At 64.7% G+C, this 26288-nt stretch carries 27 protein-coding genes; 6 read left to right on the forward strand and 21 right to left on the reverse strand.

Going from position 1 to position 26288, the window contains the following annotated elements; genetic code table 11:
- The first annotated feature begins 63 nt into the window (after positions 1-63).
- Both ACP26O_RS11455 and ACP26O_RS11460 read left to right on the forward strand, forming a co-directional pair.
- Positions 64-738, forward strand: a complete 675-nt coding sequence (locus ACP26O_RS11455) for an energy-coupling factor ABC transporter permease (RefSeq protein WP_126228213.1) — start codon at positions 64-66, stop codon at positions 736-738.
- Positions 739-874: 136 nt separating this feature from the next.
- Positions 875-1522: a BspC domain-containing protein gene (locus ACP26O_RS11460; protein WP_041491223.1), complete on the forward strand. Its 648-nt coding sequence runs from the start codon at positions 875-877 to the stop codon at positions 1520-1522.
- A gap of 84 nt (positions 1523-1606) precedes the next feature.
- Here the strand turns inward: ACP26O_RS11460 and ACP26O_RS11465 are convergent, their stop codons facing one another.
- Together ACP26O_RS11465 and yaaA are read right to left on the reverse strand one after the other, a co-directional pair.
- Positions 1607-2761 carry a M14 family metallopeptidase gene (locus ACP26O_RS11465; RefSeq protein ID WP_175664978.1) on the reverse strand — a complete coding sequence of 385 codons (1155 nt, stop codon included), beginning with the start codon at positions 2759-2761 and terminating at the stop codon, positions 1607-1609.
- A 137-nt stretch (positions 2762-2898) separates the two neighbouring features.
- A complete protein-coding gene (gene yaaA, locus ACP26O_RS11470) occupies positions 2899-3681 on the reverse strand; it encodes a peroxide stress protein YaaA (protein WP_175660166.1) in 783 nt (260 codons plus the stop codon).
- Positions 3682-3738: 57 nt separating this feature from the next.
- On the opposite strand from yaaA, the gene ACP26O_RS11475 reads away from it, so the two are divergent.
- Positions 3739-4236 carry a putative toxin-antitoxin system toxin component, PIN family gene (locus ACP26O_RS11475; RefSeq protein WP_105830687.1) on the forward strand — a complete coding sequence of 166 codons (498 nt, stop codon included), beginning with the start codon at positions 3739-3741 and terminating at the stop codon, positions 4234-4236.
- A gap of 31 nt (positions 4237-4267) precedes the next feature.
- Entirely contained in the window at positions 4268-5440 is a 1173-nt protein-coding gene (locus ACP26O_RS11480) for a pyridoxal phosphate-dependent aminotransferase (protein ID WP_175664980.1), read from the forward strand.
- Between the two features lie 48 nt (positions 5441-5488).
- On the opposite strand, the gene ACP26O_RS11485 is transcribed toward ACP26O_RS11480, so the two are convergent.
- On the reverse strand, positions 5489-6145 hold the full coding sequence (locus ACP26O_RS11485; RefSeq protein ID WP_175664981.1) for a glutathione S-transferase: 657 nt from the start codon (positions 6143-6145) through the stop codon (positions 5489-5491).
- A gap of 208 nt (positions 6146-6353) precedes the next feature.
- Between ACP26O_RS11485 and ACP26O_RS11490 the strand changes: the two genes are divergently transcribed.
- Both ACP26O_RS11490 and ACP26O_RS11495 read left to right on the forward strand, forming a co-directional pair.
- Positions 6354-7145, forward strand: coding sequence for an oxepin-CoA hydrolase, alternative type (locus ACP26O_RS11490; protein ID WP_126228218.1), 792 nt, complete (start codon positions 6354-6356; stop codon positions 7143-7145).
- A 172-nt stretch (positions 7146-7317) separates the two neighbouring features.
- Complete coding sequence (locus tag ACP26O_RS11495) at positions 7318-8010, forward strand: glutathione binding-like protein (RefSeq protein ID WP_175660170.1); 693 nt, start codon at positions 7318-7320, stop codon at positions 8008-8010.
- Between the two features lie 51 nt (positions 8011-8061).
- Here ACP26O_RS11495 and ACP26O_RS11500 read toward each other — a convergent pair whose 3' ends face one another.
- The 18 genes from ACP26O_RS11500 to ACP26O_RS11585 all read right to left on the reverse strand — a co-directional run bounded on the left by ACP26O_RS11500 (position 8062) and on the right by ACP26O_RS11585 (position 26279).
- A complete protein-coding gene (locus tag ACP26O_RS11500; protein WP_175664982.1) occupies positions 8062-8538 on the reverse strand; it encodes a MaoC family dehydratase in 477 nt (158 codons plus the stop codon).
- A complete protein-coding gene (locus tag ACP26O_RS11505; RefSeq protein WP_011657473.1) occupies positions 8535-8996 on the reverse strand; it encodes a MaoC family dehydratase in 462 nt (153 codons plus the stop codon). Before ACP26O_RS11505 ends, ACP26O_RS11500 begins: the two co-directional genes overlap by 4 nt.
- Before the next feature lie 34 nt (positions 8997-9030).
- Positions 9031-10164, reverse strand: a complete 1134-nt coding sequence (locus tag ACP26O_RS11510) for an acyl-CoA dehydrogenase family protein (protein WP_175664983.1) — start codon at positions 10162-10164, stop codon at positions 9031-9033.
- A 19-nt stretch (positions 10165-10183) separates the two neighbouring features.
- Positions 10184-11380 (reverse strand): acyl-CoA dehydrogenase family protein, encoded by a 1197-nt coding sequence (locus ACP26O_RS11515; RefSeq protein ID WP_105830693.1) that lies wholly within the window; start codon positions 11378-11380, stop codon positions 10184-10186.
- Positions 11381-11434: 54 nt separating this feature from the next.
- On the reverse strand, positions 11435-11857 hold the full coding sequence (locus tag ACP26O_RS11520; RefSeq protein ID WP_059499251.1) for a DUF1178 family protein: 423 nt from the start codon (positions 11855-11857) through the stop codon (positions 11435-11437).
- Positions 11858-11994: 137 nt separating this feature from the next.
- Entirely contained in the window at positions 11995-12585 is a 591-nt protein-coding gene (locus ACP26O_RS11525; RefSeq protein WP_012364314.1) for an NUDIX domain-containing protein, read from the reverse strand.
- 36 nt (positions 12586-12621) lie between these two features.
- Positions 12622-12918, reverse strand: coding sequence for a DUF2818 family protein (locus ACP26O_RS11530; RefSeq protein WP_006756909.1), 297 nt, complete (start codon positions 12916-12918; stop codon positions 12622-12624).
- On the reverse strand, positions 12918-14372 hold the full coding sequence (gene nuoN, locus ACP26O_RS11535) for an NADH-quinone oxidoreductase subunit NuoN (protein WP_175660429.1): 1455 nt from the start codon (positions 14370-14372) through the stop codon (positions 12918-12920). Before nuoN ends, ACP26O_RS11530 begins: the two co-directional genes overlap by 1 nt.
- A gap of 36 nt (positions 14373-14408) precedes the next feature.
- Positions 14409-15899, reverse strand: a complete 1491-nt coding sequence (locus ACP26O_RS11540; RefSeq protein WP_175660173.1) for an NADH-quinone oxidoreductase subunit M — start codon at positions 15897-15899, stop codon at positions 14409-14411.
- A gap of 18 nt (positions 15900-15917) precedes the next feature.
- Complete coding sequence (nuoL, locus tag ACP26O_RS11545; RefSeq protein WP_175664984.1) at positions 15918-17972, reverse strand: NADH-quinone oxidoreductase subunit L; 2055 nt, start codon at positions 17970-17972, stop codon at positions 15918-15920.
- A gap of 17 nt (positions 17973-17989) precedes the next feature.
- Positions 17990-18295 carry an NADH-quinone oxidoreductase subunit NuoK gene (gene nuoK, locus ACP26O_RS11550; RefSeq protein WP_004185739.1) on the reverse strand — a complete coding sequence of 102 codons (306 nt, stop codon included), beginning with the start codon at positions 18293-18295 and terminating at the stop codon, positions 17990-17992.
- Between the two features lie 17 nt (positions 18296-18312).
- The gene (locus ACP26O_RS11555) at positions 18313-18963 is read right to left on the reverse strand and encodes an NADH-quinone oxidoreductase subunit J (RefSeq protein WP_006750464.1); all 651 of its coding nucleotides are present in this window, start codon (positions 18961-18963) and stop codon (positions 18313-18315) included.
- 114 nt (positions 18964-19077) lie between these two features.
- On the reverse strand, positions 19078-19566 hold the full coding sequence (nuoI, locus tag ACP26O_RS11560; RefSeq protein WP_006398806.1) for an NADH-quinone oxidoreductase subunit NuoI: 489 nt from the start codon (positions 19564-19566) through the stop codon (positions 19078-19080).
- A gap of 15 nt (positions 19567-19581) precedes the next feature.
- Positions 19582-20649, reverse strand: coding sequence for an NADH-quinone oxidoreductase subunit NuoH (gene nuoH, locus ACP26O_RS11565; RefSeq protein ID WP_105830696.1), 1068 nt, complete (start codon positions 20647-20649; stop codon positions 19582-19584).
- Positions 20650-22980 (reverse strand): NADH-quinone oxidoreductase subunit NuoG, encoded by a 2331-nt coding sequence (gene nuoG / locus ACP26O_RS11570; protein ID WP_175656594.1) that lies wholly within the window; start codon positions 22978-22980, stop codon positions 20650-20652.
- 84 nt (positions 22981-23064) lie between these two features.
- Positions 23065-24375 (reverse strand): NADH-quinone oxidoreductase subunit NuoF, encoded by a 1311-nt coding sequence (gene nuoF / locus ACP26O_RS11575; RefSeq protein ID WP_006756904.1) that lies wholly within the window; start codon positions 24373-24375, stop codon positions 23065-23067.
- A complete protein-coding gene (nuoE, locus tag ACP26O_RS11580) occupies positions 24372-24857 on the reverse strand; it encodes an NADH-quinone oxidoreductase subunit NuoE (protein ID WP_006756903.1) in 486 nt (161 codons plus the stop codon). Before nuoE ends, nuoF begins: the two co-directional genes overlap by 4 nt.
- Positions 24858-25025: 168 nt before the next feature.
- A complete protein-coding gene (locus ACP26O_RS11585) occupies positions 25026-26279 on the reverse strand; it encodes an NADH-quinone oxidoreductase subunit D (protein WP_011657482.1) in 1254 nt (417 codons plus the stop codon).
- Positions 26280-26288 lie beyond the last annotated feature (9 nt).

Consider the following 26288-nt stretch of genomic DNA (forward strand, 5'->3'; position numbering starts at 1 on the left):
GATATTGCGACGGTCAGCAAGTGCGGATTCCCACCTTTGATGCTCAACGAGTAATATGGACGCATGGGTTTTCTTTTCACACCGCTTCCGCTCTGGGTTGGCATCGGCGGCTGGATCGGCGCCGTGGCTCTGCTCGCGCTCGCGCTCTGGAATCGTCCCTTCGTCCGCCTGCAGGACGCAACGCTCCAGCACGTGTGGCTCGCGCTCGTCACCGCGATCACGGTTCTGTGGGCCTCGAATGCATGGCTCGAGGACGGCATCGTCATGCACCTGCTCGGCGCGACGCTGCTCGTCACGCTGTTCGACTGGACGCTTGCGCTGATCGCGATGGGTGCCGTCACGGGCATCGCCGCGATCGTCTTCGATGCGCCGTGGCACGGCATCGGCCTCACCTATCTGATCTACGGCGCGCTACCGGTGGCCGTGTCCGCGTTGCTGCAGCGCGCCGTGATCGCGTGGCTCCCGCATAACCTCACATCGTTCATCACCGGCCAGGGATTCCTTTCTCCGGCTATCGCGATCGTCGCGGTTGCCGCGGCCGCGGCCGGCGTCCAGCTCGCGCTCGCGGACGGCGTGCCCGTCGTGATTCCCGCCGGCTATCTGCTCAACACCGCGCTGCTCGCGCTCGGCGAAGCGTGGTTCACCGGCATGGCCACCGCGCTCATCGCCGTCTATCGTCCGGCGTGGGTCACCACGTTCGACGTGCGGCGCTATCGTCTCGGCGGCCCACGCGCCTGAGGGCGCCGGTTCCGATGCGATCGGCACACGCACCGATCCGCTTGCGCAGCGCGGGAGAGTGCGGCACCTACTGCCGCCCAACTTTTTTACGCTAAGATTGAACTCCTGTTCTTCATCGGGCATCTATACCTGCCCGATGCCTCATTCGCTCCTCACCAATAACCAGATGGACAGCTCTCCTGCCTCGCTCCGGATTTTCCGGGCGCTCGGCAAGCTGGCAGCCTGTGTCGCCGGCCTGTCGCTTGCGCTTCCGGCACCGGTATTCGCCGACCTCCTCGACCAGCGCTCCGAACTGATCAACAAATTCGTCAACGAGATGCATGCCGATCCGATCGTCGCCGATTGTGCGGCGCACGGTAGCTTCATCGCCAGCACGTCGTCGGCCTTCGATCGCGTCGACTTCGCGCCGAAGGCGTTCGAAAGCGGCAACGCGGCGATCACGCCGTGGAACGATTCGTTCGATCAGGGCAAACAGCGCGTAAAGGTGGACAACATCGTCACCGTCGACGGCCTCGGCATCCACAGCGACGGCAGCGACCCGACACCGCTGAAATTTCGCTGCGGCTATGTCGGTCAGCAAATGCTTGCGTTCAGCTGGAACGATCCGGTGCCGCCGTTGAAACCGCGCGTCGAGCGTCCGTCGTCGTCGACGAAGAAGTTCACGGGCAAGTCGCACCGCGGCAAGGTCAAGGCAACGAGCCGCACCGGCAAGAAAGCCGCCGCAACGAAGAAATCAAGCGGCCAGAAGAAAGTCGTGAAGAAGAAAACCGCGAAGAAGTCCTGATCGGACGGCAGCAGCAACGACAGAAGCGAAAAAGCCGGCGCATCGCACGATGCGCCGGCTTTCTTCATGTCGACGGCGATGCGCTTACGCGAACGTGTCGACGTGCACCAGGATCGCCGCCAGCATCGCGGCACCCAGCGCCGCACTGCGTTCGCCGTTCCAGCCGACCCGCTCGTCGGGCAGGTTCGCGTTGTCCTTGAACGGCATCTCGAGCGTCAGCGACAGGCACCCGAACTGGTGGCCGATGTACTTCGATGCGAGCTTGAGCGCGTCTTCCTTGTACTTGCTCGCCGCGTAGCCGTGCTCGGTCTGGAAATCCGGGCTCGCGACCTTGAACGCATCGATGAACGCGGTCTGCTCCTTGCGCTGCTGCTCGGTGAAGCTCGGCAGCATCTCCGAACCCGCGACGAACACGTACGGCAGATCCTCGTCGCCGTGAATGTCGAAGAACATGTCGCAGCCGATCGCGTGGATCGCATCGCGCACGGCCAGCACTTCGGGGCTGCGCTCGGCATCGGGCTCCATCCACTCGCGGTTCAGGTTCGCGCCCGCCGCGTTGGTGCGCAGGTTGCCGTGCACGCTGCCGTCCGGATTCATGTTCGGGACGATGTAGAACGTCGCGCGATCGTAAAGCTTGCGCGCGACCGGATCGCCCGCCCAATCGCCCCAGCCGGCCAGCCGCTTGACGAGCCCTTCGATGAACCATTCGGCCATCGTCTCGCCGGGGTGCTGACGCGCGATGACCCACACCTTCTTCTTCGGTGCGCCGTCGACTTCCGGCGTACCGAGCGTCAGCAACGACATCGGACGACCTTCGACCGTGCGGCCAAGCTCGACGACGCGCGCCTGCGGCAATTGCTGGATCGCGCCGAGGAACGCCGCGTGGCGCTCTTCCGAATACGGCTCGAAATACGCGTAGTAGATGCTGTCGAACTCGGGCGTATGGTCGATGGTCATCGTCTTGCCGTCGAAGGTCGTCGGCACGCGGAACCAGTCGACGCGATCGTAGCTCGCGACCGCGCTGTAGTTGCGCCATCCCGACGGATACGCGCATTCGGCCGCATTCTCGAACGACATCACGCAACGCTCGCCGCGTGCGCCCGTGAGGCGGTAGTAGAACCATTGGGCGAATTCCGAGCGGTTGTCGCCGCGCACGCGCAGCCGGATCGCGTCCGGGCTGTCGCACGATACGACGTCGATGGCGCCCGCGTCGAAATTGCTGGTGATCGAAAGGGTCATCTGTCTCTCCACTGTCGACCGGAGTTAGTGCTTCAGCACTTACTCCGGGCCCATGCAAAGCTGTCGAGCGCAACGGGCGGTGTGCCGCCTGCCCGGCCGCATGCATGCGCCGGCCGTCTCGTGAACGGCCGCCAGGGTCACTCGCCGATGCGCCGGCGATATACGTAAGTCGAATCGTTCGATGCAGCAGCGTCGAACGCGTAGTCTTCCATCGCGAAATCCTTCAGCGCCGCCGGTTCGGCGATGCGGTTCTCGACGATATAGCGCGCCATCAGGCCACGGGCGCGCTTCGCGTGGAAGCTGATGATCTTGTAGCGGCCGCCCTTCCAGTCCTCGAACACCGGCGTGACGACCGGTGCGGCCAGCAGTTTCGGCTTGACCGACTTGAAGTACTCGGTCGACGCGCAGTTGACCAGCACGCGCGCCGCGCCGCTGCGCGTCTCGAGCTGCTCGTTCAGCGCACGCGTGATCCGGTCGCCCCAGAACGCATACAGATCCTTGCCGCGCGCGTTCGCGAAACGGGTGCCCATCTCGAGCCGGTACGGCTGCAGCAGGTCGAGCGGACGCAGCAGTCCGTACAGGCCCGACAGCACGCGCACGTGGTGCTGCGCGTAGTCGAGATCGGCAGCCGACAGCGATTTGGCATCGAACCCTTCGTACACGTCACCGTTGAACGCGAGCACCGCCTGCTTCGCATTCGCCGGCGAGAAGGTCGGCGACCAGTCCGCGTAGCGCTGGAAGTTCAGGCGCGCGAGCGGGTCGGAAATGTCCATCAGCGTCGCGATGTCCTGCGGCGACAGCTTGCGCAGGCCGTCGATCAGTTCCGACGCATCGTCGACGAATGCAGGCTTCGTGTAAGACGGGACGTGGGCGGGCGTATCGTAGTCGAGGGATTTGGCAGGAGAGAGAACGATTATCATAGAGGCTCGCTGGCACGCCGTGCCTTGCGGTCAGACGAAAACCACCGATTGTAACGAATGACCCGCTCCTCCGCCCCGCATGCCGCACATCGCGTCGTGCTCGACTCGAACGTCTGGATCGACATACTCGTATTCGACGACCCTGCCACACGCCCGATCCGGGCTGCGCTCGAACGCGGCACGCTGGCCGCCGTGATCGACGGCCGCTGCCTGAACGAACTCGAGCTCGTGCTCGACTACCCGCAGTTCCGCGAGCGCGCGATCGACAAGGCCGAAGCGCTCGCGACCGTCGCACGCCTGACGAGCCGCGTCGAGCCGCCGCCCGTCGACGCCGACGCGCCGCCGCTGCCGAAGTGCAAGGACCGCGACGATCAGAAGTTTCTCGAGCTCGCGCGCGCCGCGCAGGCCGACTGGCTCGTGTCGAAGGACCGTGCGCTGCTCAAGCTCGCGAAGCGCACCGCACGCGACTTCGGCTTCCGGATCGCGCAGCCCGCGCCGTTTACCGAAGCCTGCGCGCTCGATGCCGCGTCGGCCCTCCCCACCACGCCGGCCTGACGGGCCGACGCAACACGCTGCGACCGTATCGATGAACGCTCCTTCCGACATGCCTACGAATCCCGTTTTCCCATCGCGCCTGCCGAACGTCGGCACCACGATCTTCACGGTCATGAGCGCGCTCGCCGCCGAGAAAGGCGCCGTGAATCTCGGCCAGGGCTTCCCGGATTTCGACTGTGATCCGCGCATCGTCGACGCGGTCGCGGCCGCGATGCGCAACGGCCACAACCAGTATCCGCCGATGGCGGGCGTCGCGCCGCTGCGTGACGCGATCGCCGACAAGATCGCGCAGGTCTACGGCCGGCGCTACGATCCGGCTACCGAGATCACGGTGACGGCCGGCGCGACGCAGGCACTGCTGACGGCGATCCTGTGCGCGGTGCATCCGGGCGACGAAGTGATCGTCGTCGAGCCGACCTACGACAGCTACCTGCCGTCGATCGAACTCGCCGGCGGCAAGCCGGTGTTCGTCACGCTGGAGGCGCCCGACTACGCGATCCCGTTCGATCGTCTCGCCGCCGCGATCACGCCGAAGACGCGGATGATCATGATCAACACGCCGCACAATCCGACCGGCACCGTGTGGCGCGAGGCCGACATGCGCAAGCTCGAGGAGATCGTGCGCGGCACCAACGTGTTGATCCTGTCCGATGAAGTGTACGAGCACATGGTCTACGACGGCGCCCGGCACGAGAGCGTCGCGCGCTACCCGGAATTGGCCGAGCGCAGTTTCATCGTGTCGAGCTTCGGGAAGACTTACCACGTGACGGGCTGGAAGGTCGGCTATGTCGCAGCGCCTGCCGCACTGATGGCGGAGTTCCGCAAGGTCCATCAGTTCAACGTGTTCACGGTGAACACGCCGACGCAGATCGGGCTCGCCGACTACCTGCGCGACCCGGCACCGTACCTGACACTGCCCGGCTTCTACCAGAAGAAGCGCGACTTCTTCCGCGCCGGCCTCGAACGCACGCGCTTCAAGCTGCTGCCGTGCACGGGCACGTACTTCCAGTGCGTCGACTATTCGGCGATCAGCGACCTGCCCGAAGCGGAATTCTCGAAGTGGCTCACGTCGGAAATCGGCGTGGCGGCGATTCCGGTGTCGGCGTTCTATCACGAGCCGCACGAATCGGGCGTCGTGCGCTTCTGCTTCGCGAAACAGGAAAGCACGCTCGCGTCCGCACTCGAACGGCTCGCGCGCCTGTAAGTCCGGCACGGGCGGCCACGCGCGGCCCGTGCCGTGTGCGCGTCGCGCTTACTGACGCGCGGCGGCCGTCGCCTCGACATAGGCCTTGCGATCGGCCGCCACGCGCTGCGCGGCCGGCCGCTCACCCACCAGCTTCGCGTGCGCCTTCCAGTCGATGCCGGCGTCGAGCAGGAAATCGCGGCCGAAGATGGCCTTCGTCGCCATCCCGATCACCGGCAGGTGGACCGATGCGGCGATGTCCGCCAGACCAAATGTGTCGCCGAGCACGTAGGGCGAGAATTGCGTCATCCGCTTGAATGCATCGATCGCACGCGGCAGCCGCTTCTCGACATGCGCCTTGGTCCCGTCGCTGACCTTGCCGCCGAAAAACGCTTCCGTATAGACCTCGCGCGCGGGCCATTCGAGATACAGCTCGAGCGTCTCGACGAGTTCGCGCACCTTCGCGGCCGCGAACGGCCCCGCCGGAAAAATGGCCTTGTCGGGATAACGCGCGGCCAGATACTCGATGATCACCTGCGACTCGAACAGCGCACCCTCTTCCGTCTTCAGGAACGGAATCTTGCCGAGCGGCGAATCGGCGAGCAATGCAGGATCGCTGACCGGCAACGTGCATGTCGCTTCCTCGAACGGGATGTCATGTTCGAGCAGGACGAACTTCACCTTGTTGTAATAGTTGGACAACGGAATACCGCACAGCTGTAGCATCGGAGTCTCCTTCGTTGCGGGAGCGCGGCCGCAGCGACGCCGGCCGCACCAGATTCGTCGCGCTGAAAAGCACGTTCGTGCTAGTCTAAAGCAGTTTGATGTCCGTCACGACAACAATGCATCCGCTGCGGCAGCGCCCTCGCGGGTATGCGCACGAGCCCGCGCAACGCGGCGCCGCAGCCTCGCCATCCGATGGAGACACCCCCGCATGAGTGCTGAACTGCTGGCCTCGCGTCCGCCCGAGAGCGAATCGACGCTCGTCCTCACGCTGTCCAATCCCGGCGCGCGAAATGCGCTGCATCCCGACATGTATGCGGCCGGCGTCGAAGCGCTCGCCACCGCCGAGCGCGATCCCGCGATTCGCGCGGTCGTGCTCACGGGCGCCGATCGTTTCTTTTGCGCGGGCGGCAACCTGAACCGGCTGCTCGAGAACCGCTCGAAGGATCCGTCCTACCAGGCCGACAGCATCGATCAGCTCGGCGCGTGGATCACGGCGATCCGCGCATCGACGAAACCCGTGATCGCGGCGGTCGAAGGGGCGGCGGCCGGCGCGGGCTTCTCGCTCGCGCTCGCGTGCGACCTGATCGTCGCCGCACACGACGCGAAGTTCGTGATGTCGTATGCGCGCGTCGGCCTCACGCCCGACGGCGGCGGCTCGTGGTTCCTCGCCCGCGCGCTGCCGCGCGCGCTGGCCGCCGAAATCCTGTTCGAAGGCAAGCCCGTCGCGGCCGAACGCCTGCACGCGCTCGGCGTCGTCAATCGGCTCGCCGTGCCCGGCGCCGCATTGTCCGATGCGCTCGCGTGGGCCGACTCGCTTGCCGGCATCTCGCCGAACGCACTCACGCGCATCAAGTCGCTGCTCGACGATGCGCCCGCGCAGCCGCTCGAAACCCATCTCGGCACCGAGCGCGATCACTTCGTCGCATCGCTGCATCATGCGGACGCGTTCGAAGGCATTACCGCGTTTCTCGAGAAACGGCAGCCGCGCTACAAGCGCTGATCCGCGCAATCCCGCTGTTCGCACGGCGTCGCCGCGCCGCATCGACACGCGTGCGCCGGCGCGCGGCCGCGCCTTCCCGCAGCCTGCAGCGCACGTCGATCCATGCTCTAATGACCGCCTGTCGCGGCGTCCTGCCGGCGCCGTTTTCGTGCATGCACCGAAGGAGTTGACGATGATCGACGTCTACAGCTGGGCGACCCCGAACGGCCACAAGGTACACATCATGCTCGAGGAAACGGGCCTCGCGTATCGCGTGCATCCGGTCGATATCGGTGCGGGCGACCAGTTCAAGCCTGAATTCCTGAAGATCAGCCCGAACAACAAGATCCCCGCGATCGTCGACGCGGACGGCCCAGGCGGCAAGCCGATCTCGCTGTTCGAATCGGGCGCGATCCTCGTGTACCTTGCGGAAAAGACCGGCAAGTTCCTGCCGACCGACCCGGCCGGGCGGTACGCGACGCTCGAATGGCTGATGTTCCAGATGGGCGGCATCGGCCCGATGCTCGGGCAGGCGCACCACTTCCGCCTATACGCGCCGGAGCAGATCGAATACGCGGTCAATCGCTACACGAACGAAGCGAAGCGCCTGTACAACGTGATGGAAAAACGCCTCGGCGAATCCGAATATCTCGCGGGCGACACGTACACGATCGCGGACATCGCGACGTTCCCGTGGACGCGTTCGTGGCAGAACCAGGGCATCGTGCTCGATGAACTGCCGAACGTGAAGCGCTGGCAGGAAGCGATTGCCGCGCGTCCGGCCGTGCAGCGCGGCGTCGAAGTCCTCGCGTCGATGCGCAAGGCACTGCAGGACGACAAGGCGCGCGAGATGCTGTTCGGCGCGACGCAATACGCGAAGCACTGAAGCAGCACGCGCGGGCAACGCGGGCGGCATCCGTCGATGCCGCCGCGCGCATCAGAAGTAGTGCAGCGTAATGAATTCCGCCGCGCAAACAAGCAACGGCGTGTCGGGACGCTCGGCCTGCATCGATACCGACCATGTGACCTGCACGCCGCCCCGCGCGGCCTCCGCGGTTTCCTTCACCGCGAACAGCGCGCGCACACGCGTGCCGACCGGCACCGGCTTCAGGAACCGCACGCGATTCAGTCCGTAGTTCACGCCCATCTTCTGCTCGAAGCGCATCGCCTCGGCCATCAGCGCGGGAATCAGCGACAGCGTGAGGAATCCGTGCGCGATCGGACCGCCGAACGGCGACTCGCGCCGCGCGCGCTCGGGATCGACGTGGATCCACTGGCGATCGCCCGTCGCGTCGGCGAAACCGTCGACCCGACGCTGGTCGATCTCGACCCAGCCGCTTGCCAGCGGTTCCGCGCCGACCTGTGCATGGAGCGCCTGCGGCGACGCGATCAGCGGCAATGTCACGTCCGTCATGCGCCCGCTCCTTGCGGATGGCGCAGCCCGAAGATCACCTTGGTATGCACGGAGATCACCGTGTCGCCGGCGCCGTTGATGCCGATCCACTCCGACGACACGATGCCGCGGTCAGGCTTGCTCGCCGACACGCGCTTGTCGTGGATCTTCTGGAGCATCGTGATCGTATCGCCGGCACGCACGGGCTTGAGCCAGCGGATCGAATCGATGCCGGGCGAGCCCATGCTGGTCGAATCCGGCCCGAGCTTCTTGACGAGGAGGCTCATGAACACCGAACACGTATGCCAGCCGCTCGCGACCAGTCCGCCGAACGGCGATGCCTTGCCGGCTTCCTCGTCCAGATGGAACGGCTGCGGATCGTAGCGTTGCGCGAACGCCTTGATGTCGTCCGGTTCGAACGTGTAGCGGCCGATTTCGGTCGTACTGCCGACTTCAAGGTCTTCGTAACTGATACCCACTGTGTGTCTCCTGTGGCGCGCTCGCGCGTCGCCGTCATGCCGCGTCGGCCTGCGCGAAATCCGGCAGGGCCGCGATGCGCGCAAGGTGGTGATCGGTGTCGCCGAGGGTCGTCTCGATGATCGACAGCCGCTTGAACAAGTGCGCGGCGGCGACCTCGTTGGTCACGCCCATGCCGCCGTGCAGTTGCACGGCCTGCTGGCCGACGAAGCGGGCTGCCGCGCCGACCCGCGCCTTCGCGGCCGACACCGCCTTGCGCCGCGCATCGGCATCGCCGCCCGCGTAACGCACCGCGGCCAGGTAGGTCAGCGAACGCGCCTGCTCCGCGTGAATCAGCATGTCGACCATCCGGTGCTGCAGCGCCTGAAAACGCGCGATCGGCACGCCGAACTGTTCGCGCGTCTTCGTGTATTCGACCGTCGCGCGGTTCAGTTCGTCGAGTGCGCCGACCGCTTCCGCGCAGAGCAGGAAGGTCGCGTAATCGGCAATCTGCTCGAGCGCGGCTGCATCGCGTGCGCCGCCGGTCAGTTGCCGCGCGGGCGTTTCATGCAGCTCGATGGTTGCGGCGCGCTGGCCGTCGATCGTCCGATAGTCGACGAGCTTCACTCCCGCGGCGTCGCGCTCGACGACGAACAGGCCGATGCCGCCGCCGTCGACCCGCGCGGGCACGATCCACGCGTGCGCCTGTGCGCCGTGCTGCACGACCGACTTGGTGCCGGTCAGCCGGCAAGCGCCGCCCTGCTCGCGCGCCTGCGTGCCGAGTTCGTACAGGTCGTAGCGCGCCCGCGGTTCGTGAAACGCGACCGCCAGGCGCTTCTGCCCCTGTGCGACCGCTTCCAGCAGCGCGGCATCGTCGCCCGTGCCGGACCCGGCGATCCGCAGCGCCTCGATGCCGACCGCCGTCGCCCAGTACGGCTCGACCACGAGTGCGCGGCCGAGCTCCTGCATCGCGACCAGCATGTCGACGGGGCCGCCGCCGAATCCGCCCTGAGCCTCCGGCACGGGCAGCGCGGTCAGGCCCAGCTCCGCGAATGCGCTCCATTGCGCGTCCGACACGCCCGCATCGCTGCGCACGATCGCCTGGCGCGCGTCGAAACCGTACTGCTCGCCGAGATAGCGGCGCAGCGCGTCGGCGAACTGTTGCTGCTCATCGGTAAAGCTGAAATCCATGGTTGTCTCCGTTCCCTGATCACAGCCCGAGAATCATCTGCGCGATGATGTTCTTCTGAATCTCGTTCGAGCCGCCGTAGATCGACGTCTTCCGATAATTGAAGTAGTACGCGGCGAGCGGCGCGGCATCGTCGTCGCCCGCGATGCTGTGTTCGCGCTCGCCCTCGAGGAACGGCACGTCGAACGGCGCCGCGAGCGGCCCGATCGCCTCGAACATCAGCTCGGTGAGCGCCTGCTGCACCTCGGTACCCTTGATCTTCAGCATCGACGCCTCGGGGCCCGGCCCCTTGCCGCTCGTCTCGCGGCTCACGACGCGCAGCACCGTCACCTCGAGCGCCATCAGCTCGACCTCGAGCGCCGCGACCTTCGCGGCAAACACGGGATCCGCGAGCAACGGCTTGCCGTTCTTCTGCTGGTGCGACGCCACGCGCTTCAGGAACACGAGCTCGCGCTTCGACGCGCCGACGCGCGCGATACCGGTGCGCTCGTGGCCCAGCAGGTATTTCGCGTAGGTCCAGCCGCGGTTTTCGTCGCCGACGAGGTTCTCGACCGGCACCTTCACGTCCTCGAAGAACACCTCGTTGACCTCGTGATCCTCGTCGAGCGTGATGATCGGACGCACCGTGATGCCGGGCGTCGCCATGTCGATCAGCAGGAACGAGATGCCCTCCTGCTTCTTCGCCGCCGGATCCGTGCGCACGAGGCAGAACATCATGTCCGCGAACTGGCCGAGCGTGGTCCAGGTCTTCTGGCCGTTGACGATGTAGTGATCGCCGTGCCGTTCGGCGCGGGTGCGCAACGACGCGAGGTCCGACCCGGAGCCCGGCTCCGAATAGCCCTGACACCACCAGTCGGTGCCGTCGAGGATGCGCGGCAGATAGTGGCGCTTCTGCGCTTCGCTGCCGTATTTCATCAGCACCGGCGCGACCATCGACACGCCGAACGGCAGCACGGTCGGCGCGCCGATGCGGGCGCACTCCTCGTCCCAGATGTGCCGCTGCGTCGCGTTCCAGCCCGGGCCGCCGTATTCAGCCGGCCACGCGGGCGCGGACCAGCCGCGCTGGCCGAGAATCCGGTGCCAGCTCGCGTAATCCTCGCGGTCGAGTCGTTTGTGATCGAGTACCTTGGCGCGCAGAGCGTGAGGCAGATTGGCCTCGAGCCAGGCGCGGACGTCAACGCGGAACGCGTCGTCGGCGGGGGAATAATCCAGATCCATGCGCAGTGTCTCCTGACCGCGGCCATCCGGCCCGGCCAGGACCCACTGCGTACGTCATTGCAGCGGTTCTTTCAGCGCGGCGGGAATCGGCAGCGGCATCACGTCGATGCCTTCTTCAACCAAGGATTGCGCATCCTCCGGCGTCGTGACGCCGCGAATGCTGCGTGCCGGCGCCTCGTTGTAATGGATGCGCCGCGCTTCCTCGGCGAAGCGCTCGCCCACATTCTCGGTCTTCTCCAGCACCTCGCGCAGCGCGCGCATCACCTGCGCCTGCAGCGCACGCGGATCGACCGGCTGCGCCTGCGTCGCACCCGACAGGTTCAGGCGCGGCGCCGACGGCATCCGGTTGATCTCGGTCGTCCCGCACACCGGACATTCGACCAGCTTGCGGGACAACTGCGCTTCGAACTCATCGGCGGAAGCGAACCAGCCTTCGAACCGATGACCGTGCGGGCACTGTAAATCGAGGACCTTCATGCTGTGAATCAGGGCGTGTGACGAGTGTAGCGCAAAACGCGCTTTTGTGAACGATCGTGCTAAATCGGATCGCGCGGCCGGAAAGCGGCCGCGTCACCGGATTGTAACGCGGCGCCCCACCCGCCGCTGACGCGCGGTCAGGGCTTCACGACCGGGCCGAGCGGCCAGGTGCCGGACAGTACCTTGTCGAGCCACATCATGCCGATGATCGTCTTCACGTCGGTGATCTGGCCCGTGCGCACCCATTCCTGCAGGTCGGCCTGCGTCGCCGTGAAGGTTTCAAGGAATTCGCCTTCGTCGAGCTTGCGCTCGCCGGCCGTCAGCCCGCGCGCGAGATACAGGTCGATGAATTCGGTCGAGTAGGAAATGATCGGATGAATCCGGGCCAGGAACACGTATTCGCGTGCCGTGTAGCCGGTTTCCTCGCGCAGCTCGCGCACCGCGCAGGCGAGCGCGCCTTCGTCCGGATCGAGCTTGCCGGCCGGGAATTCGGCCATGACCTTGCCGATCGGATAGCGATACTGGCTTTCCATCAGCACGCGGCCGTCGTCGAACAGCGGGATCACCATCACCGCGCCCGGGTGCTGAACGTATTCGCGCGTGGCCCGCTTGCCGTCCGGCAAACGGACGGTATCGCGCTTGAGCTTGAGGAACGAGCCTTCGAAAATCGCCTCGCTCTCGAGGCAGGTTTCGGTCAGTGCGGCGTCGTGATTGGGTAGTTCGGCCATCGGCGGCTCCGTGGATGAGCACGACGGCCGAAGCCGTCAGCGTCGTTTGACGAGATACTGGAACGTGAAGCCGGGAAACGCGAACACGACAAAGAGACTGAAGGTGATCGCGTAAAACTGCCAGCCCTGTTCGAAGCGGTTGCCGGCGCGCGACTCGAGCCAGAAGCCGAGTGCGCCGACGACGAAATACAGCACGATCAGCTCGCCGATCCGAACCCACGCGTTCTTCTTCGTCGCGCCGAACGGCACGACGGCGAAGAGGCGTTGGTTCAGGAACGGCACGTTGGCGCAGACGAGCGCCAACAGCACGATGAACCAGCCGGCTGCCGACATTACAGCGGCAGCGTATGACGGATCGCCTGCAGGCAGGCCGTCAGAAGGTGGCTCGGGAACAGGCCGAGCACGACGACCGCGACGCCATTCAGCGCGAGAATCGTGCGCTTGCAGAAATCGCCGGTGATCGGGGCCGTGTCCTGCGGCGCATCGAAGTACATCAGCTTGACGATGCGCAGGTAGTAGAACGCGCCGAACAGCGACGTGATCACCGCCAGCACGGCGAGCCACGTGAGACCCGCGTTGACGGTCGCCTCGAGCACCGCGAGCTTCGCGTAGAAGCCGACGGTCGGCGGGATACCGGCCAGCGAGAACATCATGACCATCATCACGAACGCGAACACCGGGCTGCGCTTGTTGAGGCCCTTGAAGTCGTCGATCGTCTCCGCTTCGAAATCGCGGCGCGCGAGCAGCATCACCACGCCGAACGAGCCGAGCGTCGTGATCAGGTAGACGATCGCGTAGAACATCGCCGAGCTGTACGCGTTCGCCGGTGCGGCCGCGTCGCCCTTCACGATGCCGGCCAGCAGGCCGAGCAGCACGAAGCCCATGTTCGAGATCGCCGAGTACGCGAGCATCCGCTTGATGTTGCGCTGGACGATACCGGTGATGTTACCGACGATCAGCGACAGCGCGGCGAGGATCACGAGCGCGGTCTGCCAGTTCTGGGCGAGCGGCAGCAGGCCCATCACCAGGAAGCGCAGACCCCACGCGAACGCGGCAACCTTCGGGCCGCCGCCGACGAACAGCGTCATCGCGGTCGGTGCGCCCTGGTAGACGTCCGGCACCCACATGTGGAACGGCACGGCGCCGAGCTTGAACGCGATACCGGCGACGATGAACACCACGCCGAACATCAGCACGGCTGCGTCGGTGTTGCCGCCGACCGCCTTGTACACCTCGCCCAGCTCGAGCGAGCCGGTCGCGCCATAGAGCATCGAGATGCCGTACAGCACGAAGCCCGACGCGAGCGCGCCCAGCACGTAGTACTTCATCGCGGCTTCGCTCGACTGCGGCGCATCGCGGCGCAGCGCGATGACCGCGTACAGCGACAGCGACATCAGTTCGAGGCCGAGGTACAGCGTCAGGAAGTTGTTGCCCGACACCATCACCAATTGACCGAGCAGCGAGAACATGCCCAGCAGGAAGACGTCGCCGCGGAACATGTCGCGGTCTTCGAGGTACTTGCGCGAATAGACGAGCGAGACCGCGAAGCCGATCGACACGACGGCCTTCATCATGCTCGCGAACGAGTCGACGACGACCATCCGCGAGAAGAAGTAGTACTGGTGCGGGTCGAGCGCCTGCACCGCGAACCACACGCCGGCGACGACCGACGAAACCACCGCGATCAGATAGGTCAGGCGGCGGCCAGCGGCACCGGTAAAGGTGTCGTTCAGCCATGCGACGACGACGGCGACCATCACCAGCGCGTCAGGCAACAGGACATTCATAGGTGCGTTCATGATCTTGATTTCCTCCGCTCGCGATTACTGGGCCAGCGGCAGTTTGGACTGCCCGACATGGGAGAGGAGGTTTTCCACGGAAACGTGCATCACGTCGGTGAAAGGCTTCGGATACAGGCCCATCAGCATCGTGAACGCGGCCAGCACGGCCAGCATCAGGAATTCGCGACGGCCGATGTCCTTCAGCTTGGCGACGTGATCGTTCGCGACCGCGCCGAAGTACACGCGCTTGTACATCCACAGCGTGTAGGCGGCGCCGAGGATCAGCGTGAATGCCGCGCCGAATGCGATCCAGAAGTTGTACTGGACGGCGGCGAGAATCACCATGAACTCGCCGACGAAACCCGACGTGCCCGGCAGGCCGCAGTTGGCCATCGAGAACAGCATCGCGAATGCCGCGAACTTCGGCATCACGTTCACGACGCCGCCGTAGTCGGCGATCTGGCGCGAGTGCACGCGGTCGTACAGCACGCCGATGCACAGGAACATCGCACCCGACACGAAGCCGTGCGAGATCATCTGGATGATCGCGCCTTCGACGCCGAGCTGGTTGAAGATGAAGAAGCCGAGCGTCACGAAGCCCATGTGCGCGATCGACGAATACGCGACCAGCTTCTTCATGTCGGCCTGCACCATCGCGACGAGGCCGATGTAGATCACCGCGATCAGCGACAGCGTGATCACGACCGGTGCCAGGAAGTGGCTTGCGTCAGGCGTGATCGGCAGCGAGAAACGCAGGAAACCGTACGCGCCGAGCTTCAGCATGATCGCCGCCAGCACGACCGAGCCGCCCGTCGGCGCTTCCACGTGCGCGTCCGGCAGCCAGGTGTGCACCGGCCACATCGGCACCTTCACCGCGAACGCGAGGAAGAATGCAATGAACAGCAGGATCTGCGGCGTCATCGCGATCTTGGCGTTCTGCCACGTCGCGAGGTCGAACGAATGCGTCTGCGTGTACAGGTAGATCAGCGCGACCAGCATCAGCAGCGAGCCGGCCAGCGTGTACAGGAAGAACTTGAATGCCGCATACACGCGGTTCGGGCCGCCCCACACGCCGATGATGATGTACATCGGGATCAGGGTCGCCTCGAAGAACACGTAGAACAGCAGGCCGTCGGCCGCAGAGAACACGCCGATCATGATCCCGGACAGGATCAGGAAGGCCGCGAGGTACTGCGCGACGTTCTCGGTGATCACTTCCCACGCGGCGATCACGACGATCACCGTGATCAGCGCGGTCAGCACGACGAACCACATCGAAATGCCGTCGACGCCGAGGTGGTACGCGATGTCGAAGCGTTCGATCCAGGTCGACTTCTCGACGAACTGCAGCGCGGCCGTGCTCGAGTCGAAGCCTGTGATCAGCGGGATCGTGACCGCGAGACCGAGCAGCGAACCGATCAGCGCGACCCAGCGGGCCGTCCCCGGATTTTTGTCGTTACCCACCGCGAGCACGAGGAGGCCGAAAACGATCGGCAGCCAGATCGCGGTACTGAGAATCGGAAAAGCGTGCATTAGTGTTGTCCCCCCGCCTTATTTGCCGCCGAGCGTTACAAACAGGGTCAGGAGCCCCAGCATGCCGATGATCATGGCGAACGCGTAGTGATAGATGTAACCGGATTGGAGGAAGCGGATCACGCCGGCGAACCAGCCGATGAACCGGGCGCTGCCGTTGACGAGGCCGTCGATCACGACGACGTCACCTTCCTTCCAGAGGCCGCGGCCGATCGCCACCGAACCACGGGCGAACACCACTTCGTTGATCTTGTCCATGTAGTACTTGTTGTCCAGCAGCGTGTAGATCGGGCCGAACGCGCGGCGGATCGACGCCGGCAGCTCCGGACGCTTCAGGTACAGGAACCATGCGACGACGACACCGGCGAGCGCCAGCCACACCGGCAGGCCCGACACCGAGTGCAGGCCCATGCCGACCCAGCCGTGGAACTCTTCGGCCATCTCGGCCAGAGCCGGATGGTTCGCGCCGATGAAGATCACCTTGTCGAATGCGACGCCGTGCTGGAAGAAGTCGCCGAACAGCATCGGGCCGATCGCGATCGCGCCGATGATCACCGACGGAATCGCCAGCAGGACCAGCGGCACCCACACGACCCACGGGGTCTCGTGCGGCTCGTGCGCATGGTCGTCATGACCGTGGCCATGGCCGTGATCGTCGTGGCCGTGCGCGGCCGCCATGCCCATCGGCGATTCCGGATGCTTCGGCTTGCGGAAGCGCTCTTCGCCGTGGAACACCAGGAAGTACATGCGGAACGAGTACAGCGCCGTGACGAACACGCTCGCGACGACCGCGAAGTACGCGAAGCCCGAGCCCGGCAGGTGCGACAGCTTCACCGCGTCGATGATCGAGTCCTTCGAGTAGAAGCCCGAGAAGAACGGCGTGCCGATCAGCGCGAGCGAGCCGATCAGCGACGTAATCCACGTGATCGGCATGTACTTGCGCAGGCCGCCCATGTTGCGGATGTCCTGGTCGTGGTGCATGCCCATAATGACCGAGCCCGCGCCGAGGAACAGCAGCGCCTTGAAGAACGCGTGCGTCATCAGGTGGAACAGCGCGACCGGGTACGCGGACACGCCGAGCGCGACCGTCATGTAGCCGAGCTGCGACAGCGTCGAATACGCGACGACGCGCTTGATGTCGTTCTGGATGATGCCGAGGAAGCCCATGAACAGTGCCGTGATCGCGCCGATCACCGTGATGAACGACAGCGCGGTATCCGACAGTTCGAACAGCGGCGACATGCGCGACACCATGAAGATGCCGGCCGTCACCATCGTCGCCGCGTGAATCAGCGCGGAGATCGGGGTCGGGCCTTCCATCGAGTCAGGCAGCCACACGTGCAGCGGGAACTGTGCCGACTTGCCCATCGCGCCGATGAACAGGCAGATACAGGCGACGGTCAGCAGGCCCCAGTCGGTGCCCGGGAAGTGCAGGCTTGCGAGCTCGGCACGCTTCGCGAACACTTCGCCGTAGTTCATCGAACCCGCGAACGCGAGCAGCAGGCCGATGCCCAGCAGGAAGCCGAAGTCGCCCACGCGGTTCACGAGGAACGCCTTCATGTTCGCGTAGATCGCGCTCTCACGCGTGAAGTAGAAGCCGATCAGCAGGTACGACACCAGACCCACCGCTTCCCAGCCGAAGAACAGCTGCAGGAAGTTGTTGCTCATCACGAGCATCAGCATCGAGAACGTGAACAGCGAGATGTACGAGAAGAAGCGCTGGTAGCCGTCTTCCTCCGACATGTAGCCGATCGTGTACACGTGCACCATCAGCGAGACGAAGGTCACGACGACCATCATCATCGCGGTCAGCGAATCGACGAGGAAGCCGACTTCGAGTTTCAGCGAGCCGACGTTCATCCATTCGTAGACGGTCGCGTTGAAGCTCGCGCCGCCCATCACGTCGAGGAAGACTTTCGCCGACAGGAGGAACGCGATCAATACGCCGAGGATCGTGATCCGGTGTGCGCCCTTGCGCCCCACTGCGTTCCCGAACAGCCCCGCAATCAGCGAGCCGGCCAGCGGAGCGAGCGGAATCGCCAGCAGCAGGTTTTCATTGAGTGTCATTGACATAACAGCGTTGCCTGAAATTAACCTTTGAGCTGATCGAGATCCTCGACATTGATCGTGTCGAGCTTACGGAACAGGGTCACCAGAATCGCGAGACCGATCGCGGCTTCCGCTGCGGCGACGGTCAGCACGAAGAACACGAAGATCTGGCCGTGCACATCGCCGAGGTAGTGCGAGAACGCGACGAAGTTGGTGTTCACCGCCAGCAGCATCAATTCGATCGCCATCAGGATGATGATGATGTTGCGGCGGTTCAGGAAAATCCCGACGATCGCGATCGCAAAGAGGATCGCGCCGAGTACGAGGTAGTGAGCAAGAGTCAGCATGGTTTCTTTTCCTCCGCTTAGCCGTTGGTGCTCGTACCGGCTTCGCTCTGCGCCGTTTCCGGCTGCGGCTTTTCCGCTTCCATCTTCACGAGGCGCACGCGGTCGTTGCGGCGCACCTTGACCTGATCCGACACGCGCTGGCGCTTGCTGTCCTTGCCCTTGCGCTCGGTCAGCCCGATCGCGGCGATGATCGCGACCAGCAGCACCAGGCCGGCGATTTCAAACGCGAAGATGTAGTCGGTGTAGATCACCTTGCCGATCAGTCGCGTGTTCGACCAGTCGGCCATCGCGCCCGTCGCCATCGCGTGCACCGTGTGCGTGTCGCCATAGCCGCGCCACAGGATCAGCGCGGTCTCGACCACGATGATCGCGCCGACCACCGTTGCCATCGGCACGAAGCGCTTGAAGTCGCGGCGCAGGTAATCGATGTTGATGTCCAGCATCATCACGACGAACAGGAACAGCACCATCACGGCGCCCACGTACACCAGCACCAGCAGGATCGCGAGGAACTCCGCTTCCAGCAGCATCCAGATCGCGGCGGCGTTGAAGAACGCCAGCACAAGGAAAAGCGCAGACGCCACCGGGTTGCGCGAAGTGATCACCTTCAGCCCTGATACCACCAGGAGCAGCGCGAAGATGTAGAACAGTACGGTCGTGAATTCCATGATTACCGGTTCATCGTTAGGCCATAGTCAGGCGCGGCTTGCGGGACGCTCTCGCGTGCCGCACCCGTCGCGGCGGCTCGACCCGTTCATGCCGGGCCGGCACTGCAAACACAATCAACGATACGGCGCGTCGGCGGCCTTGGCCGCAGCGATGTCCTTCTCGTAGCGATCGCCCACCGCGAGCAGCATTTCCTTCGTGAAATACAGGTCGCCGCGCTTTTCGCCGTGATACTCGAGAATCTGCGTCTCGACGATCGAATCGACCGGGCAGCTCTCTTCGCAGAAACCGCAGAAGATGCACTTCGTCAGGTCGATGTCATAGCGCGTCGTGCGGCGCGTGTTGTCCGCACGCGTTTCCGATTCGATCGTGATCGCCAGCGCGGGGCACACGGCCTCGCAGAGCTTGCACGCGATGCAGCGCTCTTCGCCGTTCTCGTAGCGGCGCAGCGCATGCAGCCCGCGAAAGCGCGGCGAAATCGGAGTCTTCTCTTCCGGGAACTGCACGGTGAACTTGCGCCGGAACGTATAGCGACCGGTCAGCGCGAGCCCTTTCAGCAGCTCCGTCAGGAAGAAGGTCTTAAAGAAGTGTTGGATTGCCGTCATGATTTCGTCCGATCTTTACTTCACCCAGATGTTGAGCGGCGACATCATCCAGAAGCCGACCACGACCACCCAGATCACCGTGACGGGCAGGAACACCTTCCAGCCCAGACGCATGATCTGGTCGTAACGGTAGCGCGGGAACGTCGCGCGAACCCAGATGAACACCGACAGCAGCGCGAACACCTTCAGCACCAGCCAGAAGACGCCCGGAATGAACGACAGGAATTCGAACGGTGCATCCCAGCCGCCGAGGAACAGCGTCGCGGCGAGCGCCGAGATCACGATCATGTTGATGTACTCGGCGAGGAAGAACAGCGCGAACGCCATGCCCGAGTAGTCGATCATGTGACCCGCGACGATCTCCGACTCCCCTTCCACCACGTCGAACGGGTGACGGTTCGTTTCGGCGATGCCGGACACGAAGTAGACGACGAACGCCGGCAGGAGCGGCAGCCAGTTCCACGACAGGAAATTCACGCCGTGGCCGGCGAAGAAGCCATGCTGCTGCGAGCCGACGATTTCCGACAGGTTCAGGCTGCCGGCCGTCATCAGCACGAGCACCAGCGCGAAGCCCATCGAGATTTCATACGACACCATCTGCGCGGCCGCGCGCATCGCGCCGAGGAACGCGTACTTCGAGTTCGACGCCCAGCCCGCGAGAATCACCGCGTACACGCCGATCGACGAGATCGCCATCGCATACAGCAGGCCGGCGTTCACGTTCGCGAGCACGGCTTCGGCCTGGAACGGGATCACTGCCCAGACGGCGAACGCCGGCACGACGGTCATGACCGGCGCGATCAGGTACAGCCAGCGGCTGGCGGCGCTCGGCTGAATGACTTCCTTCAGCAGCAGCTTCAGCACGTCGGCGATCGGCTGCAGCAGGCCGGCGGGGCCGACGCGGTTCGGGCCGAGACGCACGTGCATCCAGCCGATCAGCTTGCGTTCCCACAGAATCAGGTACGCGACGCACAGCAGGATCACGACGGCGACGACGAGGATGCGCACGACAGCCCACACCGTCGGCCATGCGATGCCGAGAAGCTGGGCTCCGCCCGCGTTGATCGTATCGAACAAGCTCATTTACGCCTTCTCCACCACCAGTTCACCGGACAGGCTGCCGAGCGCTGCGCCGGCAGGCGTCGCCGCCGACACGCGAACGACCGTCTCCGCAAGATTCGCGTCGCGCACGGCCGGCAACTGCACCGCACGCTCGCCCTGGCGCACGCGCACCGCGTCGCCTTCCTTCAAGCCCAGCTTGTCGAACAGCGCGGCCGGCAGGGCTGCGGCGTTCGCCACCTTCGCGGCGGCCGTCAGGTGCAGCGCACCTGCGCGGCGCACGAGTGCGTCGGCGTGATAGATCGGCACATCGGCGAGGCGCTCGAAACCGCCGTTCGCGGCAGTCGCCGCGACGCGTGCCGGCGCGACCGACGCCTGGTTCGACAGACGGCTCGCGACACCTGCGTCGCCGAGCGCCGCGAGACGCACTTCTTCGGCGGTCTCGTATTCGAAGTTCGGCAGGCCGAGCAGGCTGCCGAGCACGCGCAGCACCTTCCACGCCGGACGCGTGTCGCCGAGCGGACGCACGACGCCGTTGAAGCTCTGCACCGAGCCTTCCGCGTTCACGTACGTACCGGCCGTTTCCGTGAACGGCGCGACCGGCAGCAGCACGTCGGCGTAATCGAGGCCGTGCTTGAACGGCGACATCACGACGACCATTTCGGCCTGGTTCAGCGCGGCAAGCGCCTGCGCCGGATCGGCGGTGTCGAATTCCGGTTCGACGTTCAGCAGCACGTAGCCCTTGCGTGGCTGCGCGAACGCTTCGCGTGCGTTCAGGCCGCCTTCGCCCGGCAGCGCACCGACGACGTGCGCGCCGACCGTGTTCGCCGCTTCGGTCAGGAAGCCGAACGTGGCGCCGGTGTTGTCGGCGATCCACTGTGCGACGGCGTGCAGCTGCGCGAATTGCGGATGACGGACGGCCACGTTGCCGAGCAGCACCGCACGGCGCTCGCCGTTCGCGAGCGACTGGGCGACCGCTTGCGCGGCCGGCGACGCGGTGACGCCCGCGAGCGTGTCCGGCAGCGCGACGCCGCGCAGTTGCGCGACGGCCGCGGCGACGCCGGCCAGTTCGTCGAGCCATGCCGACGGCGCGGCGACGATGCGCTTCGCGGTCGGGATCAGGGAATCGTCGGCGGTCGCGTTCAGGAAGTGCAGCTTCGCGCCGTTCTTCGCGGCCTGACGCAGGCGTGCGGCGAACAGCGGGTGGTCGCGGCGCAGGAACGAACCGACGACGAACGCGGCGTCCACGTTCGACAGGTCGGCGATCGGCATGCCGAGCCACGGTGCGCCCTGGACCGGCGCCGAGAAATCCTGCTGACGCAGACGGAAGTCGACGTTCGGCGTCTTCAGTTCGTTGGCGAGCTGCTTCACGAGGAACAGCTCTTCAGCGGTGCTGTGCGCGCTCGCGAGCATCGCCAGCGCGTTCGCGCCGTGATCCGCCGCGATGCCCTTCAGGCCCTTCGCGACATATTCGAGCGCGGTCTGCCAGTCGGTTTCGATCCACTGGCCGCCCTGCTTCAGCATCGGCTTCGTCAGGCGCTCTTCGCTGTTCAGGCCTTCGTACGAGAAACGATCCTTGTCCGAGATCCAGCATTCGTTGATCGCTTCGTTCTCGAACGGCAGCACACGCATCACGCGGTTGTTCTTCACCTGCACGACGAGGTTCGCGCCGACGGAATCGTGCGGGCTCACCGACTTGCGGCGCGACAGTTCCCACGTACGGGCGCTGTAGCGGAACGGCTTGCTGGTCAGCGCGCCGACCGGGCACAGGTCGATCATGTTGCCCGACAGCTCGGAGTCGACCGTCTTGCCGACGAACGTCGTGATTTCCGAGTGCTCGCCGCGACCCAGCATGCCGAGCTCCATCACGCCGGCGATTTCCTGGCCGAAGCGCACGCAGCGCGTGCAGTGGATGCAGCGCGACATCTCTTCCATCGAGATCAGCGGGCCCACGTTCTTGTGGAACACCACGCGCTTTTCTTCCGAGTAGCGCGACGACGACTTGCCGTAGCCGACCGCCAGATCCTGCAGCTGGCATTCGCCGCCCTGATCGCAGATCGGGCAATCGAGCGGGTGATTGATGAGGAGGAATTCCATCACCGACTGCTGCGCCTTCACGGCCTTGTCGGACTGCGTGCGCACGATCATGCCGGCCGACACGGGCGTCGCGCAGGCAGGCACGGCCTTCGGCATCTTCTCGACTTCGACGAGACACATCCGGCAGTTGGCCGCAACCGACAGTTTCTTGTGATAGCAGAAGTGAGGAATGTACGTATCCGCCTTGTGCGCAGCCTGGATCACCATGCTGCCTTCGGGCACCTCGACCTTCTTGCCGTCTATTTCAAGTTCAACCATGATGGTGAATGGTCCTTAACCTATTTCCGCCCGTTCGCGCCTTCGCCCGACCGTGCGCTCAAATTCCGCAACCGGTGCTTCGCTTCAGGCTGCCGCAGCGTGCGCGTGACCGCCGACCATGCAGTGCTTGTGCTCGACGTGGTACGCGAATTCGTCCCAGTAATGCTTGAGCATCCCGCGCACCGGCATCGCCGCCGCATCGCCGAGCGCGCAGATCGTGCGGCCCATGATGTTCTCGGCAACCGAGTTCAGCAGGTCCAGATCTTCCTGGCGGCCTTCGCCGTGCTCGATACGATTCACGACGCGATACAGCCAGCCGGTGCCCTCACGGCACGGCGTGCACTGGCCGCACGATTCCTCGTAGTAGAAGTACGACAGGCGCAGCAGCGAACGCACCATGCAGCGCGTCTCGTCCATCACGATCACCGCGCCGGAGCCGAGCATCGAGCCCGCCTTCGCGATCGAGTCGTAATCGAGATCGGTCTGCATCATGATGTCGCCCGGGATCACCGGCGCCGACGAACCGCCCGGAATCACGGCCTTGATCTTGCGACCGCCGCGCATCCCGCCGGCGAGCTCCATCAGCGTCGCGAACGGCGTGCCGAGCGGCACTTCGTAGTTGCCCGGACGCTCGACGTCGCCCGACACCGAGAAAATCTTCGTGCCGCCGTTGTTCGGCTTGCCGATCTCGAGGTAATTCTGCGGCCCGATCGACAGCAGGAACGGCACCGCGGCGAACGTCTCGGTGTTGTTGATCGTGGTCGGCTTGCCGTACACGCCGAAGCTCGCCGGGAACGGCGGCTTGAAGCGCGGCTGGCCCTTCTTGCCTTCGAGCGACTCGAGCAGCGCCGTTTCCTCGCCGCAGATGTACGCGCCGTAACCGTGGTGCGCGTGCAGCTGGAACGAGAATTCCGAGCCCATGATGTTGTCGCCGAGGAAACCCGCGGCACGCGCTTCATCGAGCGCGGCCTCGAAGCGTCGATACACTTCGAAGATTTCGCCGTGGATGTAGTTGTAGCCGACGGTGATGCCCATCGCGTACGCGCCGATGGCCATGCCTTCGATCAGCGCATGCGGGTTCCACCGCAGGATGTCGCGATCCTTGAACGTGCCCGGCTCGCCTTCGTCCGAGTTGCAGACGAGGTACTTCTGCCCCGGGAACTGGCGCGGCATGAAGCTCCACTTCAGGCCGGTCGGGAAGCCCGCACCGCCACGGCCACGCAGGCCCGACGCCTTCACGTCGGCGATCACCTGCTCCGGCGGAATCTTTTCTTCGAGAATGCGGCGCAGCTGCTTGTAGCCGCCGCGCGCAACGTAATCTTCGAGATGCCAGTTCTCGCCGTTCAGACCAGCGAGGATCAGCGGTTTGATGTGACGGTCGTGAAGGGACGTCATTTCGAAAGCTCCTCAAGCAGCTGGTCGATCTTCTCGCGGCTCATGAAGCTGCACATTCTGTGATTGTTCACCAGCAGCACCGGCGCATCGCCGCACGAGCCCATGCATTCGCCTTCCTTCAGCGTGAACTTGCCGTCGGGCGTGGTCTCGCCGAAGCCGATGCCCAGCTTCTGTTTCAGGTAGTCGGCCGTCGCCTCGGCGCCGCCGTGCGGACCAAGCTGGCACGGGAGGTTCGTGCAGAGCGTGATCTTGTGCTTGCCGACCGGGTTGAGCTCGTACATCGTGTAGAACGTCGCGACTTCCTGCACGGCGACTGCCGGCATGCCGAGATAGTCCGCGACGAACTGCATCAGTTCGGGCGACAGCCAGCCGTGCTCTTCCTGAGCAACGGCCAACGCCGACATCACGGCGGACTGTTTCTGATCGGCGGGATACTTCGTCAACGCTCGATCGATTTCCTTCAGGCCTTCAGCTGAGATCATTTTCAGACACGACTCTTTCAATTCCTACCGAACGAACAACCTGCCGCACTGCTGTGCATGGACGGCAGACCTGGCGCTCACTGTTGACAGCTTGCGAAGCCGCGCCGGCTCAGCGCGCATCGCGTGTGACTTACTGCTCGCCGCCCGCACGCGCAGGCGGCGCAACCATTAGCGATCGATTTCGCCGAACACGATGTCCTGCGTACCGATGATCGTGACGGCGTCGGCAATCATGTGGCCGCGCGCCATTTCGTCGAGCGACGCGAGATGCGCGAAGCCCGGGGCGCGAATCTTGAGGCGATACGGCTTGTTGGCACCGTCCGACACGAGATAGATGCCGAATTCGCCCTTCGGATGCTCGACTGCTGCGTACGCCTCGCCTTCCGGCACGTGAAAACCTTCGGTGAAGAGCTTGAAGTGGTGAATCAAGTCTTCCATGTTGGTCTTCATGCCGACGCGCGACGGCGGTGCAACCTTGTGATTGTCCGTCATCACCGGGCCCGGATTCTTGCGGAGCCACTCAATACACTGTTTCGCGATGCGGATCGATTGGCGCATTTCTTCGACGCGCACCAGATAGCGGTCGTAGCAATCGCCGTTCACGCCGACCGGCACGTCGAAATCCATGCGGTCGTACACTTCGTACGGCTGCTTCTTGCGCAGATCCCATGCGATACCCGAACCGCGCAGCATCGGGCCCGTCAGGCCCATCTGCAGCGCACGCTCCGGGCTGACGACACCGATCCCGACCAGGCGCTGTTTCCAGATCCGGTTGTCGGTCAGCAGCGTTTCGTATTCGTCGACGCACTTCGGGAAGCGCGTGAAGAAGTCGTCGATGAAGTCGAGCACCGAGCCGCTGCGCGCTTCGTTCATCCTCGCGAGCGCCTTCTCGTTGCGAATCTTCGACGCCTTGTATTGCGGCATTGCGTCAGGCAGGTCGCGATAGACACCGCCCGGACGGTAGTACGCCGCGTGCATCCGTGCACCGGACACCGCTTCGTACACGTCCATCAGGTCTTCGCGCTCGCGGAATGCGTACAGGAACACCGCCATCGCGCCGACGTCGAGTGCGTGCGCGCCGATCCACATCAGGTGGTTCAGCACGCGCGTGATTTCGTCGAACAGCACGCGGATGTACTGCGCGCGCTCCGGCACGTCGATGCCGAGCAGACGCTCGATCGCGAGCACGTAGCCGTGCTCGTTGACCATCATCGACACGTAGTCGAGACGGTCCATGTACGGCACGGACTGGATGAAGGTCTTGCTTTCCGCGAGCTTTTCGGTCGCGCGATGCAGCAGGCCGATGTGCGGATCGGCGCGCTGGATGACTTCGCCGTCGAGCTCGAGCACCAGGCGCAACACGCCGTGCGCTGCCGGGTGCTGCGGGCCGAAGTTGAGGGTGTAGTTCTTGATTTCTGCCATGACGCCCCC

This window comes from Burkholderia sp. R-40 (assembly GCF_049942845.1).
In the GTDB taxonomy this organism is placed as follows: Bacteria; Pseudomonadota; Gammaproteobacteria; order Burkholderiales; family Burkholderiaceae; genus Burkholderia; species Burkholderia ambifaria.

Bases quoted from the DNA above. Each gene is read 5' to 3' on its own strand.
- ACP26O_RS11455 (WP_126228213.1), top strand. From the start codon at position 64: ATGGGTTTTCTTTTCACACCGCTTCCGCTCTGGGTTGGCATCGGCGGC.
- ACP26O_RS11460 (WP_041491223.1), top strand. From the start codon at position 875: ATGCCTCATTCGCTCCTCACCAATAACCAGATGGACAGCTCTCCTGCC.
- ACP26O_RS11465 (WP_175664978.1), bottom strand. From the start codon at position 2,761: ATGACCCTTTCGATCACCAGCAATTTCGACGCGGGCGCCATCGACGTC.
- yaaA (WP_175660166.1), bottom strand. From the start codon at position 3,681: ATGATAATCGTTCTCTCTCCTGCCAAATCCCTCGACTACGATACGCCC.
- ACP26O_RS11475 (WP_105830687.1), top strand. From the start codon at position 3,739: ATGACCCGCTCCTCCGCCCCGCATGCCGCACATCGCGTCGTGCTCGAC.
- ACP26O_RS11480 (WP_175664980.1), top strand. From the start codon at position 4,268: ATGAACGCTCCTTCCGACATGCCTACGAATCCCGTTTTCCCATCGCGC.
- ACP26O_RS11485 (WP_175664981.1), bottom strand. From the start codon at position 6,145: ATGCTACAGCTGTGCGGTATTCCGTTGTCCAACTATTACAACAAGGTG.
- ACP26O_RS11490 (WP_126228218.1), top strand. From the start codon at position 6,354: ATGAGTGCTGAACTGCTGGCCTCGCGTCCGCCCGAGAGCGAATCGACG.
- ACP26O_RS11495 (WP_175660170.1), top strand. From the start codon at position 7,318: ATGATCGACGTCTACAGCTGGGCGACCCCGAACGGCCACAAGGTACAC.
- ACP26O_RS11500 (WP_175664982.1), bottom strand. From the start codon at position 8,538: ATGACGGACGTGACATTGCCGCTGATCGCGTCGCCGCAGGCGCTCCAT.
- ACP26O_RS11510 (WP_175664983.1), bottom strand. From the start codon at position 10,164: ATGGATTTCAGCTTTACCGATGAGCAGCAACAGTTCGCCGACGCGCTG.
- ACP26O_RS11515 (WP_105830693.1), bottom strand. From the start codon at position 11,380: ATGGATCTGGATTATTCCCCCGCCGACGACGCGTTCCGCGTTGACGTC.
- ACP26O_RS11520 (WP_059499251.1), bottom strand. From the start codon at position 11,857: ATGAAGGTCCTCGATTTACAGTGCCCGCACGGTCATCGGTTCGAAGGC.
- ACP26O_RS11525 (WP_012364314.1), bottom strand. From the start codon at position 12,585: ATGGCCGAACTACCCAATCACGACGCCGCACTGACCGAAACCTGCCTC.
- ACP26O_RS11530 (WP_006756909.1), bottom strand. From the start codon at position 12,918: ATGTCGGCAGCCGGCTGGTTCATCGTGCTGTTGGCGCTCGTCTGCGCC.
- nuoN (WP_175660429.1), bottom strand. From the start codon at position 14,372: ATGAATGTCCTGTTGCCTGACGCGCTGGTGATGGTCGCCGTCGTCGTC.
- ACP26O_RS11540 (WP_175660173.1), bottom strand. From the start codon at position 15,899: ATGCACGCTTTTCCGATTCTCAGTACCGCGATCTGGCTGCCGATCGTT.
- nuoL (WP_175664984.1), bottom strand. From the start codon at position 17,972: ATGTCAATGACACTCAATGAAAACCTGCTGCTGGCGATTCCGCTCGCT.
- nuoK (WP_004185739.1), bottom strand. From the start codon at position 18,295: ATGCTGACTCTTGCTCACTACCTCGTACTCGGCGCGATCCTCTTTGCG.
- ACP26O_RS11555 (WP_006750464.1), bottom strand. From the start codon at position 18,963: ATGGAATTCACGACCGTACTGTTCTACATCTTCGCGCTGCTCCTGGTG.
- nuoI (WP_006398806.1), bottom strand. From the start codon at position 19,566: ATGACGGCAATCCAACACTTCTTTAAGACCTTCTTCCTGACGGAGCTG.
- nuoH (WP_105830696.1), bottom strand. From the start codon at position 20,649: ATGAGCTTGTTCGATACGATCAACGCGGGCGGAGCCCAGCTTCTCGGC.
- nuoG (WP_175656594.1), bottom strand. From the start codon at position 22,980: ATGGTTGAACTTGAAATAGACGGCAAGAAGGTCGAGGTGCCCGAAGGC.
- nuoF (WP_006756904.1), bottom strand. From the start codon at position 24,375: ATGACGTCCCTTCACGACCGTCACATCAAACCGCTGATCCTCGCTGGT.
- nuoE (WP_006756903.1), bottom strand. From the start codon at position 24,857: ATGATCTCAGCTGAAGGCCTGAAGGAAATCGATCGAGCGTTGACGAAG.
- ACP26O_RS11585 (WP_011657482.1), bottom strand. From the start codon at position 26,279: ATGGCAGAAATCAAGAACTACACCCTCAACTTCGGCCCGCAGCACCCG.